Annotated in this window: 13 protein-coding genes, 1 tRNA gene and 2 pseudogenes; 9 read left to right on the top strand and 7 right to left on the bottom strand. The window is 46.1% G+C overall.

What is annotated here, in order from left to right; all coding sequences use genetic code 11:
• Positions 1–293 precede the first annotated feature (293 nt).
• Positions 294–1,343 carry a WG repeat-containing protein gene (locus RIE73_RS26260; RefSeq protein ID WP_446403979.1) on the top strand — a complete coding sequence of 350 codons (1,050 nt, stop codon included), beginning with the start codon at positions 294–296 and terminating at the stop codon, positions 1,341–1,343.
• A 145-nt stretch (positions 1,344–1,488) separates the two neighbouring features.
• Entirely contained in the window at positions 1,489–2,130 is a 642-nt protein-coding gene (locus tag RIE73_RS26255) for an ABC transporter permease (protein WP_446403978.1), read from the top strand.
• 40 nt (positions 2,131–2,170) lie between these two features.
• Here RIE73_RS26255 and RIE73_RS26250 read toward each other — a convergent pair.
• The 3 genes and pseudogenes from RIE73_RS26250 to RIE73_RS26240 form a co-directional block, all read right to left on the bottom strand.
• A pseudogene (locus tag RIE73_RS26250) lies at positions 2,171–2,356 on the bottom strand (hypothetical protein); the annotation flags it as partial.
• A pseudogene (locus tag RIE73_RS26245) lies at positions 2,347–2,529 on the bottom strand (Uma2 family endonuclease); the annotation flags it as partial. The pseudogenes RIE73_RS26250 and RIE73_RS26245, both read right to left, overlap by 10 nt.
• Positions 2,530–2,538: 9 nt before the next feature.
• Positions 2,539–3,183: an ABC transporter permease gene (locus tag RIE73_RS26240; protein WP_446403977.1), complete on the bottom strand. Its 645-nt coding sequence runs from the start codon at positions 3,181–3,183 to the stop codon at positions 2,539–2,541.
• 300 nt (positions 3,184–3,483) lie between these two features.
• On the opposite strand from RIE73_RS26240, the gene RIE73_RS26235 reads away from it, so the two are divergent.
• The gene (locus tag RIE73_RS26235) at positions 3,484–4,122 is read left to right on the top strand and encodes an HAD-IA family hydrolase (protein ID WP_446403976.1); all 639 of its coding nucleotides are present in this window, start codon (positions 3,484–3,486) and stop codon (positions 4,120–4,122) included.
• 366 nt (positions 4,123–4,488) lie between these two features.
• A tRNA-Asn gene (locus tag RIE73_RS26230) sits at positions 4,489–4,560 on the top strand.
• 113 nt (positions 4,561–4,673) lie between these two features.
• Here RIE73_RS26230 and RIE73_RS26225 read toward each other — a convergent pair.
• On the bottom strand, positions 4,674–5,753 hold the full coding sequence (locus RIE73_RS26225) for a tetratricopeptide repeat protein (protein WP_446403975.1): 1,080 nt from the start codon (positions 5,751–5,753) through the stop codon (positions 4,674–4,676).
• Positions 5,754–5,798: 45 nt separating this feature from the next.
• Entirely contained in the window at positions 5,799–6,458 is a 660-nt protein-coding gene (locus RIE73_RS26220) for an RNA polymerase sigma factor (protein ID WP_446403974.1), read from the bottom strand.
• Positions 6,459–6,735: 277 nt separating this feature from the next.
• On the opposite strand from RIE73_RS26220, the gene RIE73_RS26215 reads away from it, so the two are divergent.
• From RIE73_RS26215 to RIE73_RS26205, 3 genes are all read left to right on the top strand, one after another.
• A complete protein-coding gene (locus RIE73_RS26215) occupies positions 6,736–7,332 on the top strand; it encodes a glyoxalase-like domain protein (protein WP_446403973.1) in 597 nt (198 codons plus the stop codon).
• A gap of 576 nt (positions 7,333–7,908) precedes the next feature.
• Positions 7,909–9,576 (top strand): phosphoenolpyruvate carboxykinase (ATP), encoded by a 1,668-nt coding sequence (gene pckA, locus RIE73_RS26210; RefSeq protein WP_446403972.1) that lies wholly within the window; start codon positions 7,909–7,911, stop codon positions 9,574–9,576.
• Between the two features lie 298 nt (positions 9,577–9,874).
• Positions 9,875–10,048 (top strand): hypothetical protein, encoded by a 174-nt coding sequence (locus RIE73_RS26205; protein ID WP_446403971.1) that lies wholly within the window; start codon positions 9,875–9,877, stop codon positions 10,046–10,048.
• 517 nt (positions 10,049–10,565) lie between these two features.
• On the opposite strand, the gene RIE73_RS26200 is transcribed toward RIE73_RS26205, so the two are convergent.
• Both RIE73_RS26200 and RIE73_RS26195 read right to left on the bottom strand, forming a co-directional pair.
• Positions 10,566–11,540 (bottom strand): tetratricopeptide repeat protein, encoded by a 975-nt coding sequence (locus RIE73_RS26200; protein ID WP_446403970.1) that lies wholly within the window; start codon positions 11,538–11,540, stop codon positions 10,566–10,568.
• 33 nt (positions 11,541–11,573) lie between these two features.
• Entirely contained in the window at positions 11,574–12,296 is a 723-nt protein-coding gene (locus RIE73_RS26195) for a Uma2 family endonuclease (protein WP_446403969.1), read from the bottom strand.
• 247 nt (positions 12,297–12,543) lie between these two features.
• Between RIE73_RS26195 and RIE73_RS26190 the strand changes: the two genes are divergently transcribed.
• A complete protein-coding gene (locus RIE73_RS26190) occupies positions 12,544–13,761 on the top strand; it encodes a DUF790 family protein (protein WP_446403968.1) in 1,218 nt (405 codons plus the stop codon).
• 453 nt (positions 13,762–14,214) lie between these two features.
• The coding region (locus RIE73_RS26185; RefSeq protein ID WP_446403967.1) for a two-partner secretion domain-containing protein at positions 14,215–16,665 on the top strand (2,451 nt) is incomplete at its 3' end.

The following is a 16,665-nucleotide window of genomic DNA, read 5'->3' as shown; positions in this document are numbered from 1 at the left end:
GAAATCTGTAATCGGGGTTTTGAACAACTGAGTACCCAGGGACTCTGGGGGAAAGAAATTGGCTGTCAAGTCGGGCTGTCGGGGGCATGGGTCCTAGATAAGTGGCGCAGGGCAGCAATATCTAACAGCGATGTTGGAAGCCTACACCATAATCTTTGATTTGGTGTAGGAGGATGTCACTTTAACGGTTAGGCGACCTACTGGCAAACTTCCCTAACAAGTAAGTCTAGGCAACGAGCGCAACTCTAGCTACTGGATACTTTCCCGAATGATTGGAGAAGGAAGAAATAACCATGAAAAAACTGATGACCGCACTAATGCTGACTCTCACAGCTCTAAGCAGTAGCCAACCCATCCCGGCACAAGCTTGCGCTGGTGGTGGAAGTGGGGGTTATATCAACCAGAATGCCGAGTTTGTCGTACCCCCACAATTTGCATCGACAACCGATTTTTCCGAAGGATTAGCAGCGGTAAAAGTTGGGGAGAAGTGGGGTTATATTGACCCAAGGGGAAAGCTGGTGATTTTACCTCAATTTGACATGGCTCTGAGCTTTGCTGATGAGTTAGCCGCCGTACAGATTAATGAAAAATGGAGTTACATTGATAAGAGCGGAGAAATAGCAGTCGTTCCCCCCCAGCCCGATCATTCTATTTTGTTTACCTTTTCCTTCTCGCAAGGATTGGTAGCCGTAAAGATTGATGATAAATACGGCTATATGGATAAGAATGGACAAGTCGTGATTCCACCTCAATTTGATGTAGCCAGGAAATTTACTCAAGGGTTTGCCGCCGTAGAAATTGATACCAAGTGGGGTTACATCGATAAAACAGGTAAGCTAGTTGTTCCACCTCAGTTTGATAATGCTAAGAGTTTTAATCAGGGGTTAGCTGCGGTAGAAATTGAAGAGAAATGGGGCTACATTGATAAAATGGGTAATGTCATCATCTCACCCCATTTTAATCAAGCGACAAGATTTACGGAAGGATTAGCAGCGGTAAAAATAGAGGAAAAGTGGGGCTATATTGATGAAACAGGTAACGTCGTCATCTCACCCCAATTCGATGATGCCAAAGAGTTTGCCGAAGGATTAGCGCTGGTGAGAGTAGAAGCCAAGTTAGGCTATATTGATAAGAGTGGTGAATTAGCCATTCCCTTTCAATTTGCTAGAGCGGGTAACTTTTCCCAGGGACTAGCCGCCGTACATTTTAACCGAGCTTGGGTTTACATTGATAAGACGGGAAAAGTAGCGTTACAACCACCAGTAGCAGCGGCTAATCTGGGTATCTTTTCTCAGGGACTAGCACGGGTATGGGTTAATCCTAAATCGGGGTCTCGGTGTTAGTTGATCGTGTTATGAATACCCTCGGTTGTTTGTGTTTTTATCAAGATTAATATAAATTGGGTATTCCCTGTTCCCTGTTACACACCGAGCGAAGCCGAGGTGTTCCCTAATCTCCACCATCCACTTTAATTTTGTCTGACTCCTGATGAACTATATTATTAAAAATCCTGAAGATATTATTCAATTAACGCTCGAACATCTCCAGATGACGGGTTTAGCTGTACTGATTGCTGTGGCGATCGCACTGCCGTTATCGGTGCTGATCACTCGCTACCGTTGGCTGAGTATCCCAGTTGTGGGTATTCTGGGTATTCTCTACACCATACCCAGCTTGGCGCTAATTATCCTGCTTGTACCACTTTTGGGCTTGAATCGTCAATCGGTAGTAGTAGCGATGATTCTCTATACCCAAGTGATTCTGGTGCGAAATTTTCTAGTCGCCTTACAATCGATTGATCCGAAAATTTTAGAAGCCGCACGCGGGATGGGGATGAATGCTTGGCAACGTTGGTGGTGGGTACAAATTCCCCTAATTTTACCCATTGGTATTGCCGGAATCCGTTTGGCAACCATTGTCGCGATCGCGATCTCCACAATTGGTGCTAAATTTGGGGCGGGAGGATTGGGAGTCCTCCTGTTTGATGGGGTGTCTCAGAGTCGCTACGATAAGATTTGGGCGGGGGCAATCACTGTGGCGATTCTGGCGTTTGCTTTAAATGGTATCTTGCTGGGATTACAGTGGCTATCGAATCCGCAACGAAAAATCAAGCTGATGAGTGAGGGTTGATTGGGAGTAGGGATTGGTGACTGGCGTTTGTTGTTCTAAATCATTTTACAGTACGCTCAATCGCGCCACCAAAGCTGACAGCCACATCATAACCAATTCGCATCGTAAATAACCTTGCGTTTGGTTTCTTCTGCTTTAATTTTAATGCTGTTTCTACGCCAGTTTTATCAATTCCATATTCGCCTGTTTCAGAATCAATCACAATCATTTTGCCAATCCAGTTTCCCAGCCTGTTGGTGGGTTCACAATTAACTCTCCTTTGGCACTTCTTTCGAGTCTCAAGTCGCGGTTGGCTGCGGCTAAAGCAGCAAACTGTTCCTGGGTGACGTACAGCCCAATCGCCTTGGGCAATTCAATCGATAGGGTTTCAGTTTCTCGACTAGCAGGTGTCTGTACCATCTTTACCTCTTACGCGCTGTGTGAGGATGTCACTCGTTGTAAAGCAGTCAAACTCACCTCCGCCACTAATGCCAATATTGCCACCGGAATGGCACCCACTAATAAAATACTTTGATCATAAAGGGCAAACCCCAACACAATAAAACTCCCCAATCCTCCTGCACCAATAAAAGCAGCCAGAGTCGCGCTGGCAATTACCTCAACTGTCGCCGTTTTAACCCCAGCAATGATGACGGGTAAAACTAACGGGATTTCGATTTGCCGCAGAATTTGCCGGGGAGACATCCCCATCCCTTTGGCGGCTTCGATGATGCTGGGTTCAATATTGCGAAAGGCGACATCTGTGCTGATCAAAATCGGTGGTAATGCTAAAAGTGTCAACGCTACCGCCGCCGATTTGAAACTTAGCCCCAAATAAGGAATGGCAACGAATAAAATCGCTAAACTGGGAATGACTCGTAAGCCATTGACCGTATTAATTAAGACCGTGGAGGCGGTTCGCGATCGCGCACTCAGCAGCCCTAGTGGTAAACCTAGCAATAAGCTGATTGCCAATGGCACAAACACCAATAGCAAATGTTGCCCTAGGGCTTCCCTAAAGTTGTCTTGATGACTGGCAATATAATTTAGGACTTCGGTAAATTTTTGAAACATTTGAGTTTTTCAGCCATTAACGTTTATCATACAGTAATTCTGCATGTGCCAGTGGTTGTAGCGATCGGGCTATCTACCCCAGTGTTTATCTCTACAACCCTGATTTTGCTTGGTTTCCATGTTGTCATACCAAGTTTTTGATCGTCTCCTGCACGATAGATCTTACGCTTACGAAATTCGGATAAATCTTGGGCAAGGAACTAAGATGTTCCGGCGTTGGCGTTTCAGCAGGATGTCTATATAAATTGTCAGGCATCTGTTGACATTTTGCTAGTCATTGTCAATTGTCGGAGTCAACTCATGAGTATACAAGTCATTGTTTTTGATTTTGATGGTACTTTAGCGGATACCTTCAACGCGATCATCCGGATTGCGAATCGTTTAGCGGACGACTTTGGATATAAACCGCTGATGCCATCGGACATTGATAGAATTAGAAATCTAAGCGCTCGTCAGATTATTCAAGAATCAGGTGTTCCATTATTTAAAATTCCTTTTTTACTAAAGCGCATTCAATCAGAATTATATCAGGATATTGAATTTTTACATCCTGTTGCCGGAATTGCTGATTTGTTAAATGATTTAAAAAAACAAGGGAAAGTTATCGGTATTTTAACGTCAAACAGCGAAGAAAATGTTAAAAAATTCTTAAGGGTAAATGGTTTATACGATTTCTTTAGTTTTATTTATTCAGAACCTTCAATTTTTGGAAAATCACGCGCATTAAAAAGACTCATAGACCACAATAATTTTCAAACACAATCTTTTATGTACATAGGAGATGAGACACGCGATATCGCTGCATCAAAAAAAATTAACATAAAGGTGATAGCTGTAAGTTGGGGATTTAACTCCTCAAATGCATTAATCAACTATAATCCTGACTTTTTAGTCAACCATCCTCGTGAAGTATTGAACGTTATCGCCACATTGAATTAGTTTCATATCCTATAAGTGGGTGGACACAATTAAAGTTAACAGTTGAGATTAGGGGACTCTTAACAGGTAACAGGGAATAGGGAATAGGGAATAGGGTATAGGGAATAGGGAATAGAAATTTTGTCTCCCAGCTCCCCCAGCTCCCCCAGTTTCCCCAGCTCCCCCAGCTCGCCCAGTTTCCCCAGTTCCCCCAGCTCCCCCAGCTCGCCCAGTTTCCCCAGCTCCCTCCCCCAGCTTCCCCACGGGTATGGCTGCAGAACCGAAGGCGGAACAGCGGATGCTCTAAAAAAAATTTTGCCAGAGGACTTGCCAAATCATCCCTTTACTGGGTAAGATTAATAATCGTGGCAAGCGTTGAAGTCATGATCCTCAGTAGCTCAGTGGTAGAGCGGTCGGCTGTTAACCGATTGGTCGCTGGTTCGAATCCGGCCTGGGGAGTTAAAAAAGTTCAGTAGAGTCAAAGTTATCGGCTTGGCTAGCAAAGGAGCAAGGGAGCAGAGGAACCAGGGTAAAATTGAAACCTGGAGAATGACATTGGCAAAACTAGCCGTTCAATCGCCTCGCTCATAAAGGATTTGGGCTAATTGATTCCGTAGTAAGGCTTCTTGCTGAGTTTCGCCGATCGCATTAGCGAGGGCGATCGCTTGTTCGTAAAATTGCTTCGCTTTGAGTACATTTCCTCTAGCTAGGTAAAATTCGGCAAATAACCGCAACGTCACTAGCTCCCGGCTTAAACTCTCCTGTTCTTGGGCTAAGGCGAGATGTTGATTCAGGTATCGAATCGCCAGCAAATCTGGACCAATGATGCTGTAGGATTTCGCTAATCCCCGCAAGGCGCGAAACTGATTGGGAATATCCCGGCTATCTTGTGCCAGTTGTAAAGTATAGCGATAGGAACCAATCGCATCTTTGTAGGAGGCGATCGCGAAATAGGCATCCCCTAAATTATTACGGGTATTTGCCTCTCCCAAGGGATCGCCTAATCGCCGCCGCCAGGTTATCGCCGCTTTATACTGTTTAATCGCCTCTAAATAATCACCCGCACGAGCCGCGACTAAACCCAAGTTGCTTAAACTCAGTCCTTCCCCTTCGCGATCGCCCACCGTGCGAGCAATGGTTAGGGCTTCGGTAAAGCTTTCTTGGGCGGCGTCAAGATCGTTCGATTGTAGCAGTACAGTCCCCACATTATTCAAGGCATAAATTTGTCCCTGAAAATCTTGGAGGAAACGAGCCACCCCTAACCGACGGCGCAGAGACTCTTCGGCTTGGGGAAAGCGTCCCAAATCAGCGTAAGCGAGACCGATATAATTGTAAGCTAAGCCCTGTCCTTCAAAATCGCCAATTTTCTGATACAGATCCAGCGCCTGTTGCCAATAGGCGATCGCTTTTTGCAAATTTTCTTGACGCTTTGCCTCTCCTCCTAACCGCAGGAGTACATCCGCCTCATTTCTAGCTTCCCGTTGAATCGTGCTATCCACGGGAATCGTCAATTGATCTTGTAAGTCAAACCCCTCGGTGTCATTGGAGACGGTTTGACTGTGAGCCGGGTTACTCGCCAGCAGTACCGCCCCAGAAATTAGAGCCATCGCTGTGCGACGAATCACGTTCACCGAGAGATATTCTCTGTTCATGATCGGGAGATTTTTTGATCGGGATCAGAAATTTCTATCCTTAGTTTATACGGGGACAGCATTGAATTGGGACTTGCCCTCGGCATTATCCGTCCCTTGTTGTAAGTAAATCTCACGAATATCATCGGGTAAGTTTGCCTCTAATTGCTGATACCCTTGCTGGAGTTGACGTCTGACTTGAGCGGGTGCGATCGCTTCGCCTTCGGCTTGTAAATAGGCGGCGATGCGGGTTTCACTCCACTTAAAGGTTAATGCCATGATGATGATTAACCGCATCAGCGCAGGTAACTGTTCTAATGCCGCCTCCAGATAACACCATAATGGCGGTGGTGCGGCTTGCAGGGTATAGTGAATAGACTCCACTGGGGGTAACTCCGCTTGATTAATGCAAACGGCTGTCATGTTAATCAACCAACTTTGGAACGTATTGGACTCACTCGCCGCCTCTTGGATAAAGTCCATTCCCCGCAGTTCATAGAAAATATGACGCCAAGTAAGGGCAAAGAGGTAGTCGGCTTGCACAGGCGATCGCGCGGAATGACGAATTAAGGTATAGACAATCGGACTATAGCGACAGAAAATCGCCGTGAAATACTTTCCCTGTTCCGGATAGCGCTGAAACTGAGTCACCAGTTCATGATCGCTGTAGTGAAACAGGGATTTGACGAGCGGATGGTTGGATTCAGAAAAATGTGGAATATGCACAGTCTTTATGGTCTAGCTAGAATTCCGAATGCGCGGCGTTCACTTTCAAGCAGATGCCTCCCTTATGCAAGGGTTAAGGATTTAACCGTGAGTTGCTGACGCCGATCATCCTTAGTCTGTATGTTGTACACCCCAGAGGATTAGCATAACTCGTTTACCTTAGCTAAAATCAGTAACATCTAGTAACATCTATAGGACATCAGATGGTATTCATCATAAACCTGTAATAGAGCAACCGATTCGTCAAACTTAAATTAACTCAACATAGCTTGCCAGAATGATTCTATCCGTTGATATTATTGGCTTTCGACTACCGCTCCTGCCGTTTGGCGCTTTTTTACCGTCTCTGCCACTCGATAGTCTTTTTTCCACCCAAGGCATTATGGTTATGCTCTTGGCAGCTTATGCCGGGGCAATGTGGATGTTTCTCACCAGTGCGCCCAAGGTACATACGATTATGGTGTCTGATTTGGAGGTGGCACGGCAGTTTTATGAAGGCTTGCTGGAATTGTCCGCAGCGGAAGTTCCCCTACATTACTACTACAACTATGAGCAAACCCTAGGTGCAACGGGAATTGACCCCCTCTACCTATCCACCAATACCGGCACCACGAGTATGACTCAACTCCAAGGCACCGAGGGACTTTGGTATCAGCTTAAAAAAAATACCCAACTCCATGTCATTTCCGGTGCCAGCTATGGCAATAAAAATCGACACCGCCATGTCTGCTTTGATCATGACTGCTTAGAACAAGTGTTGATGCGGGTACAGATGCGACGCCTCAAGTATAAGGTTCGCGCTCAAAAACCATTGAATTTTTTAGTCAAGGATTTAGAAGGGCGCGTTATTGAAATGGCAGAAGTCTCGAATTAAGGCATGATGATTATTGCTTAAGCGGTGAAGGAATGAAAGGGTTTTCATCAAATCCGTGACGATTAGTTTTACTATCGTCAATTGTAAGGGCGGGTTTAGCCGTTTAATGTTGGAATCCTACCGATAACCTCTCAACAAAACCCGCCCCTCGTCATAAAAGGGTGCTATAAGTAGCGAATGTTACCATTTAGCAGGATTTTGGGTCGAGCCGTTGTTCAGTGGCGATAGCGTCGTTGCCGTTAAGTTTATCAGCCATGATAAACCAAGGAACATTGATCTGTTCCGACAATAGTGTATTATACTTTTTGTCAGCATAATATATTCTCGATAATTAGCCAAGCTGAATTGTCATTAAACGTTGATATTTGCACGATTTAAGCTTGACAAATTTTAGGGTTTAAGCACTAAGAAGACTGATGCTAATTTTTATTTACAAAAGATAAAGAAAAAATATTAACTAATTTAAATAATTGTGAATTCGTAAAATACAACACGATTTTTCTGGTAAAACTAAACCTAGGAAATATTTCTTATGGCAAACGAAGTTCACACTTGTAGAGTGTAGAAGGTGCTGATATGAACGAAAATACTTACGAATTGGAATCTGAACTGAAAACGTTGAACCACGTCTATCAAACATTGTCCGAAGTCAATCCTCAGATGAATGATGAGAGTTATGGGCTAGAATCCCTGGGGTTAAAAAACCTCGGTCAAGTATATCGCAATCTCCCCGTTCCCCAGCTCATCGAAGAATCCCTAAAACGTCATGAAGGCGTGATAGCTGCCAATGGCGCTCTTTGCGTGGAAACCGGGAAATACACAGGACGTTCTCCGGCGGATAAATTCATTGTTGATGAGCCAGGGCTGCATGAAGAAGTGAACTGGAATAAAGTCAATGTTCCCATCTCCCAGGAACAATTTGACTTACTCTATAAACAGATGTTGGCTTATTTGCAAGGCAGAGATCTGTTTGTCTTTGATGGGTATGTCGGCGTTGATCCGCAATACCGCATAGGTGTGCGAATCATTAACGAACTCGCCTCCCAAAATTTGTTTGCCCATCAACTGTTTCTCCGCCCCACTCCAGAGGAACTGAATACCCATAACCACGAACTAACCATCATTGCGGTTCCTGGTTTACAGGGAGACCCAGAGATTAATGGTATCCATAGCGAAGCCTTTATTGTCGTCAGCTTTTCCAAACGGCTAGTTTTGATTGGCGGTTCGCGCTATGCCGGTGAAATCAAAAAATCGGCATTCTCATTCATGAATTATTTAATGACCAAGCGCGATGTTCTGCCGATGCATTGTTCCGCTAATATGGACACAAAAGGGAACACCGCCTTATTCTTTGGACTGTCGGGTACAGGGAAAACCACCTTATCAGCCGATCCCACACGGCATCTAATCGGGGATGATGAACATGGATGGTCAGAACGGGGGATCTTTAACTTTGAGGGAGGTTGTTACGCCAAAACAATTCGGCTGTCGCGGACGAATGAACCCCAGATTTGGTCAGCGATTCGCTTCGGGTCATTATTAGAAAATGTGATTCTTGACCCAGTAACCCGCGTTCCCAATTATGATGACGGTCGCCTCACGGAAAATACACGAGTGGCGTATCCGGTCGATTATATTCCCAATTGTGTGATTCCGGGTATCGGTGGTCATCCCCGCACCGTGATTTTCCTGACTGCTGATGCCTTTGGCGTATTACCTCCGATTACCAAGCTGACGAATAGTCAGGCAATTTTCCACTTCATGTCGGGTTACACCAGCAAACTCGCGGGTACAGAACGGGGAATTACGGAACCCCAAGCCACATTTTCCGCTTGTTTCGGTCAACCGTTCCTTCCCCTATCGCCAACCCTCTACGGCGAGATGTTATTTGAGCGATTGGTTAAGTATGATGCTAATGTCTATTTAGTCAATACTGGGTGGACCGGTGGACCTTATGGCGTTGGCACACGTATGCGGATTCAAGACAGTCGCGCCATGGTAGCGGCGGCTTTGAGTGGGGAGTTGGAACAGGTGCAATATTATCACCATCCTATCTTCAAAATCTTAGTGCCAAAATCAGTTCCCGGTGTTGACAGCAGCATTCTCAATCCTCAAAACACCTGGAGTGATCCCCAAGCCTATGAGACACAAGCGAAGGATTTGGCGAAACGATTTGTGGAAAACTTCAAGAAGTTTCCCAATGCGCCGCGTGAGGTGAAGGAAGCAGCACCTGTTTTTGAGTAACTGTTCCCCGTTTTTGCCGCAACACCCTTTACTTTAGGGTTGTTGTGGACAAGAACTTCAAGCCAACCCATTATCCATCGTGTAGAGACGTAGCAGGCTATGTCTCTACATTTCTAGTTAGGTCTGTAGGGGCGGGTTTTACCGATAACGTTTTGGAAAAAACCGACAACTGTACTAAACCCGCCCCTAATAGGGGAATTATGTAGAGATGCAATAGCCCTCCAGAGTTGAGGAAACCCAAGCGTGAGAGATCGCTGGGCACATAGAAGGACTAGACTACACTAGATTATCACAAAACATGACCGAACAGGCAATCCGGCAAGGGAGATGGAGTAGGAGGGTTGATGCGATCGCTGTTGGTTTGTTGGTGGTGCGATCGCGAAATGTCATTCGTCAAGAGTCATTCGTCAAGAATCAGGGAAGATGGACAAGCCATATAGAGACTAGGCTGGGGGGAGAGGATGACCAATGAACCATCAATCATGAACCATGAACCATGAACCATAAACCATAACGATAACTTTTCGATTTATCGGTTGAGTTTTAAATTGCTCAAGATAATCCGACTTAGAGACCTGAATCAGAAATTCCTGGCAAAGCTTGACTTCTCGTTGGTTTTAGTTGTAGTATCAGGAAATTGAATCCTGTATTTTGTCCTTTTTATAGTCAATTTTTCGGGTAAAACCAATCAAACCCTTAAAATAACGTCATTTTTTTTCCGAAATCGGGGAAAAGTTTAGAAAATACAAACGTGTTTCACTCCCCAATTTCATTAACTCGCTCAGGGGCAGATTTGACAAAATAACTCTTTTGTGAGTCTATCTAAAGTCGGGGCGGGTTTAGTCACATCTAGGTGCAATCGAGAAGATATAGCAACCGCCAAGGGGATTAGGACAGATCATTAATGATGTAGAGACGTTGCATGCAACGTCTCTACATCTTAAATCCCTTCGTTGCACCACATACCGTGAAATCACCCCATCACCCCATCACCCCTTGAGCAACGCGGCAAACGGCTCATGTCCCCGTAGATGATCAAAATCTGAGTCAGTTTGGGCTAAGGTGAGATATTCGCTGGGATTCAGGCGAATCGCAGCTTGTAAACTGGTGATCGCACAATCCGGATTTCCCAGTAAGGCATAGCAACAGGCTTGATTGTACCAGGCGTATTCGTCGTCTGGATCAGAGGCTAATACTTGGTCATAACTCGCCACCGCTTCGGTATTTCGACCCAGTTTCCGCAAAACTTCCCCGCGCTGATACCAACTCCAGGGGTCAGTGGGTTTGATTTCCAACGCCCGATCATAGCTAGCCAAGGCGTCTTCTAAGCATCCCCAACGTCGCAGGGAATCTCCCCGTCGATACCACGCCCAATAATCATCGGGTCGAGTTTCTAAGGCTTGTTCGTAGCTGGCAATTGCCTCTCCATACCGTGCCAAATGCCGCTGGGCGTCACCTAAGCGATACCAACTCCAATAATCCGTTGGTCGCAGCTTCAGGGCTTCCTCAAAGGAGGTAATCGCTTCCTTGTACCAATCCAAATCTTCTAGGGCTACCCGTCCCCGATTGTACCAAGCCCAATAGTCATCGGGTCGAGTATCCAGAGCCTGATCGTAGCTTGCGATCGCCTCTTCGTAGCGTTGGAGTTCCCGCAATACCTGGGCGCGTTGACACCAACTCCAGTAATCGGTGGGCTTTTCGGCTAACGCTTGGTCATAACTGCTTAACGCTTCCGAGTACTGTCCCAATGCATCTAAAACATCGGCTCGCCAGTACAACGCCCAAAAATCATGGGGCTTGTAGTCTAAAGCCCGATTATAGCTGGTCAGTGCCTCTTCATAGCGCCCCTCATCGCGCAATCCATGCCCTTGATTTAACCAATCTCTATAGCTATCAGGTCTGCACTCTAGCACTCTGTAGATAGTATGGGCAGGTGTCTGCCGCATCGATAATGTTGTACTCATAGTTTAAACTCACATTTAGAACAAGGGAGAGTGTTATTCCGGCTCTACTCCCAAAGCCCGTAATTGTTCCGCAAAGCGAGCCGCTCGTTCTTGACTGGTTAACAACAGCTTGCCCTCGGCATCCCACCATCGCAACCAGGGCCACCGTTGATTTTGGTATTCCCCCTGCCAAATTCCCAACTCAACCCCTAATGGTTCAATGGGATAACGACCGCGATCATTGGGTGTCATTGGTTGATAACGACCGTTCACCAGTCGATACATATCAACTTTGGCTTGGCTGACCTCATAAATTCCATAAAACGGAATTTGAATTGCCCGTTCATACACCCAAAACTTCCCTTTCACCGGGGTGCGATCGCGTTCTTCTGCCCCACTTCCAGAAACAAATTCTAATGCAATCAAAGGAATCGTCGGCTCTTGCCACAAAACATAGGAACGGCGAATTTGACCATTCACTGTGGGGGGAACGTTGGGAATGTAAAACCAATCTGGAGCTTCTGCACCCTTTTCTGGTGCTTCCGGCGGATCGGGCAATCGCCAATAAATGCCACAATCTCGACCGATACAATAATTTCCGTCGGGATGTCGCTTTTGCAAAATGGGTGTAATCGAATCAGTCAGGAGGTCGCCCTGAGGAGGTTCCTGGTAGTTTTTCACAAAGTTCCCATCTTTATCGGGGAGTTGAGTATGGTCAGGTAAACTTGTTTCTAAATCGTCTTTTTGCTGTATGGCTGCTTCAGGAAGTTGACTCATATTGACCCAGCGACCCAGTTAATTCCGTTTTATTCTATCGCACTGCCCATTCAGTCTCTGTTTTCTCCTTTATTTCAAAAACTATGCCCGATTTATCTGACATTTCCGGACTCTCCGCTCCCATACCAATGACGACTGACAAATATAGCGGTATTAAGACAGGTTAGGACATTCTTTACTGTTAAGAGTTCCCTGTTCCCTCTTGGACTAACTGATGTCCTTTCCGTACCTCGTAGTGCTATAGCTCATGTTACCCACACCACTGCTAATTTATCGACAAAATGGGGAAGAAATCATCCCCAAGCGGTTGCCGATTAATCCACGCACCTGTGATATCGCCACGGATTTGATCACCTGTTTTCGGGAGGCGGTGGGTCATACCCAAGGTGAACTCAAGAGCCAGCTTTCTGAATTAGAAGGAGATAGTCCTGATTATCGCCTTAAACGGGGACTAGCACATCTGCTCAAAAATAACTTCAGTACCTTTGAAATTGTTAGTCCCCTGGAACCGAAAGAACTGCGACAACGAGTTTTTACCCTATCTGCTCAATCTCTCCCCTGTCGCGCTGCTACGGAAGCTACGCTAGAAACCCTGAGTAGTACGCTTACTCAAGAATTACACCAAGAGGTGCTACCGTCGCAAATTAGAACAGGGCTTTATGCGGATTTGCCGGAAAATCGGATTTTGACCCAGTTTGATGATCCCGCCCCGGAAGCCTTGCTGCACCGTTACAACTTATCGCAAGTCCAAGGGATTTTCTACAAAGCCTCTGAGATGGTTCTCAATGCTCATCGGAATGTACCGGGGGAATATAAACTACTGTTTCGTTATTTAAAGTTATTTGGCTTAATGACCTATATCGAAGGCGATGCGGATCATGGGTTTACGATTACTATTGATGGACCAGCGAGTTTATTTAAAACCAGTACCCGCTATGGACTCGCGATCGCCAAACTGATTCCGGCTCTACTCCATGTTACCCGTTGGAGTCTCAAAGCCACGTTACAAATGCGTGATCCCTACACGGGAACGTGGAAAACTGGACGATTTTGCCTCAATGATAAGTGTGGGTTGGTGACTCATTATCCACCGGGGAAGCCTTACGACAGTATGATTGAGGCATCCTTTGCCAACCGTTGGGATTCCCTGAAAACAGACTGGATACTGGAGCGAGAAGTGGATCTGATTCCGATTCCGGGGAGTGTGATGATTCCCGATTTTCGGTTGGTGCATCCCGATGGGCGAGATATGTTATTAGAAATTGTTGGGTTTTGGCGTCCCGACTATCTGCAAAAGAAGTTTGCTCAAGTTCGGCGGGCGGCTTGTGATAATTTAATTTTGGCAATTTCTGAGCGACTCAATTTGGATAAAGCCGGGGTTAAGCTTGAACGTGTGCCTGCTCAAATTATTTGGTTTAAAGATAAATTATCACCCAAGGCGGTACTAGAGGTATTAGATCAATGAACGGTGATTTCCGTAGGGGCGCACCGACGTGCGCCCCTGTATGCAAGGCTTGCGCCCCAGGGTTCCTGGGTACGGTGTCATGGTTTCAGGGTATAGCAACCGCCAAGGCGGTTAGACAGATCATTGATGTAGAGAGACGGCATGGCGCGTCTCTACCCATGAAAATCGGGAATGTCCCTATATCTGGAAAAGAATGATTATAATGAGTTGAAAGCGAGGAAAACTTCAAACCCAAGTTAGCTGCTTGGGGACAGCGAGAAGGAACAATTAAGAACAACGGGTGCATGGATACCTACTAAATGTTTATAGTCTGATACATTCACGGCGTTAATGCAGACAAGTTCAGGATCATCAGGAGTGCCATACCGATTTGAGGCGGATGCTGATCGCCTCAATTCTCCAGTTCTATCACTACAGAACAGATAGGTTGATTGTTGACTAATAAGTAAGTTTATGGCTCTGATGAACGTAAATATGATGAGTATGCGGTTGTGTTTGGTGAGTGGGTTAGTGATTAAGCTGGGCGTTGGTATCTTTTTCAACCCAGTGTCGGCTCAGATTATCCCAGATGCTACGTTGGGGAGTGAAGGGTCTCGCTTTATCGAAGGTGTAGAGATTGATCGGATTGAGGGTGGAGCAGCGCGAGGGGTCAACTTGTTCCACAGCTTTACTGAGTTTAACGTATTAGACGGACAACAGGTTTATTTTGCCAATCCTGAGGGGATTGAGACTATCCTGAGTCGGGTGACAGGGGGGAATGGTTCGGATATTTTCGGAACGTTGGGGGTATTGGGAAATGCGAATTTATTTTTAGTGAATCCCAATGGGATTGTGTTTGGACCGAATGCGCGGCTGGATGTGGCGGGTTCGTTTGTGGCTTCGACGGGAAATGGGTTTAATTTCTCGGATGGGAGCAGTTTTAGTGCGACGAATCCCGAAGCGCCGCCGTTGTTGACAATTAATGTTACTCCGGGGTTGCAGAGGGGAACGCAGCCGTTAGGAGAAATTAACAATGCCGGAAATTTAGCAGTCGGTTCCGGGCAGACTCTAGCATTATACGGCGGCGATGTTACTAGCACAGGTTCCCTCAGCGCACCTGGGGGTACAGTAATGATGTTAGGCGATCGCATCGGCTTATTGGACAATGCCCGAATTAATGTTTCTGCCCAGACGGGTGGCGGTACGGTATTGATTGGCGGAGGGTTGCAGGGTAAGGGTGCAGTTCCTAATGCGACCAGAACCTTTGTTGATGCGGGTGTTCAGATTGAGGCGGATGCGCTGACGACAGGTGATGGGGGTACAGTAATTGTTTGGGCAGATGAATTGACGGGGTTTTATGGCAATATTAGCGCCCGTGGAGGAACTGAGGCAGGCAATGGTGGCTTTGTAGAGGTATCGGGGAAGGAACACCTGATTTTTAGAGGTGGGGTGGATACGAGCGCGAGTCAGGGAAATCCTGGAACGTTACTGCTCGATCCGGAGAATATCACGATAGTGGATGGTGATGGAGCCGCAGACGACAATCAACTCAACGATAGTGAGATTTTGAGTGCTTCATCCTTCACAATTGCTGAAGAGACTCTCGAAAATCTCTTAGGCAATACTAATATTATTTTGCAAGCAACGAACGACATCACCATTGAAGACTTAACTGACAATGCCTTGGTTTTTAAGGCTGGGAGTGGAGGTATTACCTTAACGGCAGATGCCGATAAAAATGGGGTTGGCTCTTTCCTGATGCAGGATGTGAAAGATACCCTCTACACCAACGGACGTGATCTTGAAATTTCAGGGGCGAGTTTGACGCTGGGTAATATCGATACTTCCTCTGTCTCTGTTGATAGTGATAAGCGAGAAGAAGTGGTAGTCAATGTAAATGAAGGTGGACTTATTGCCGACACCCAAACGACTGACTTTAGCTTTAGTGTCTCAGAAGAAGGCGATATCGAAGACCTAGATGTAAGGTTTTCGGCAGAACATACTTGGGATTCTGACCTCGCTGTTTCCCTTACATCGCCACAAGGAACATCATTAAACTTATTCTCGGGTGTCGGGAGTAGTGGCGACAACTTCCAGGATACCCTATTAGATGATGAAGCGACGACGAGTATTAATCAAGGGTCAGCTCCCTTTAATGGAACATTCCAACCTGTTGAACCTTTGAAACGTTTTGATAATGAGAACCCCAATGGTACCTGGACTTTGAACGTCACTGACGATTTTGCAGTAGATAGCGGCAGGTTGTTCCGGGCGGGTGATACTGCACCTTGGGGAAGAGCAATTGGTACACAACTGGTGTTTCAGTTAAATACAAATACTACTGAGTCTGCTATTGTTCCTCGTGAGGGAAAGAGTGGCTCAGTTACACTCAACGCGACAAATGGCAATATTAGTGCTGGTACCCTTAATACTGCCAATAGTTTTAGCAATGGCGGCTCAATTAACCTTACTGCCACTGGTAATATCACGATAGACAATAATATAAATTCTTCATCTTTGGCAGGGGATGGAGGTGTAATTAACCTTAATGCTGGCGGTAACATCACGACTAAGGGTAATCTCAACTCCTCCTCTGACTCTGACGTCTTCTCCTTCTCTGACTCTAACGCCTCCTCCACCTCTGGAAATGGGGGAGCGATTTCTCTAACGGCTGACGGCGGTGACATCACGACTAACGGTAGTCTTAACTCCTCCTCCACCTCATCTTCTGACTCCTCCTCCACCTCTGGAAATGGGGGAGCGATTTCTCTAACGGCTGACGGCGGTGACATCACGACTAACGGTCGTCTCAACTCCTCCTCTGACTCTGACGTCTTCTCCTTCTCTGACTCTAACGCCTCCTCCACCTCTGGAAATGGGGGAGCGATTTCTCTAACGGCTGACGGCGGTGACATCACGACTAAC

This window comes from Coleofasciculus sp. C1-SOL-03 (genome assembly GCF_040220555.1).
Lineage (GTDB): Bacteria > Cyanobacteriota > Cyanobacteriia > Cyanobacteriales > Coleofasciculaceae > Coleofasciculus.
Note: the sequence above shows the minus strand (reverse complement) of the source record. Positions and strands in the feature narration are given on the sequence as shown.

Coding starts and splice junctions, on each gene's coding strand:
- RIE73_RS26260 (WP_446403979.1), top strand. CDS start 294: ATGAAAAAACTGATGACCGCACTAATGCTGACTCTCACAGCTCTAAGC.
- RIE73_RS26255 (WP_446403978.1), top strand. CDS start 1,489: ATGAACTATATTATTAAAAATCCTGAAGATATTATTCAATTAACGCTC.
- RIE73_RS26240 (WP_446403977.1), bottom strand. CDS start 3,183: ATGTTTCAAAAATTTACCGAAGTCCTAAATTATATTGCCAGTCATCAA.
- RIE73_RS26235 (WP_446403976.1), top strand. CDS start 3,484: ATGAGTATACAAGTCATTGTTTTTGATTTTGATGGTACTTTAGCGGAT.
- RIE73_RS26225 (WP_446403975.1), bottom strand. CDS start 5,753: ATGAACAGAGAATATCTCTCGGTGAACGTGATTCGTCGCACAGCGATG.
- RIE73_RS26215 (WP_446403973.1), top strand. CDS start 6,736: ATGATTCTATCCGTTGATATTATTGGCTTTCGACTACCGCTCCTGCCG.
- pckA (WP_446403972.1), top strand. CDS start 7,909: ATGAACGAAAATACTTACGAATTGGAATCTGAACTGAAAACGTTGAAC.
- RIE73_RS26205 (WP_446403971.1), top strand. CDS start 9,875: ATGACCGAACAGGCAATCCGGCAAGGGAGATGGAGTAGGAGGGTTGAT.
- RIE73_RS26200 (WP_446403970.1), bottom strand. CDS start 11,540: ATGAGTACAACATTATCGATGCGGCAGACACCTGCCCATACTATCTAC.
- RIE73_RS26195 (WP_446403969.1), bottom strand. CDS start 12,296: ATGAGTCAACTTCCTGAAGCAGCCATACAGCAAAAAGACGATTTAGAA.
- RIE73_RS26190 (WP_446403968.1), top strand. CDS start 12,544: ATGTTACCCACACCACTGCTAATTTATCGACAAAATGGGGAAGAAATC.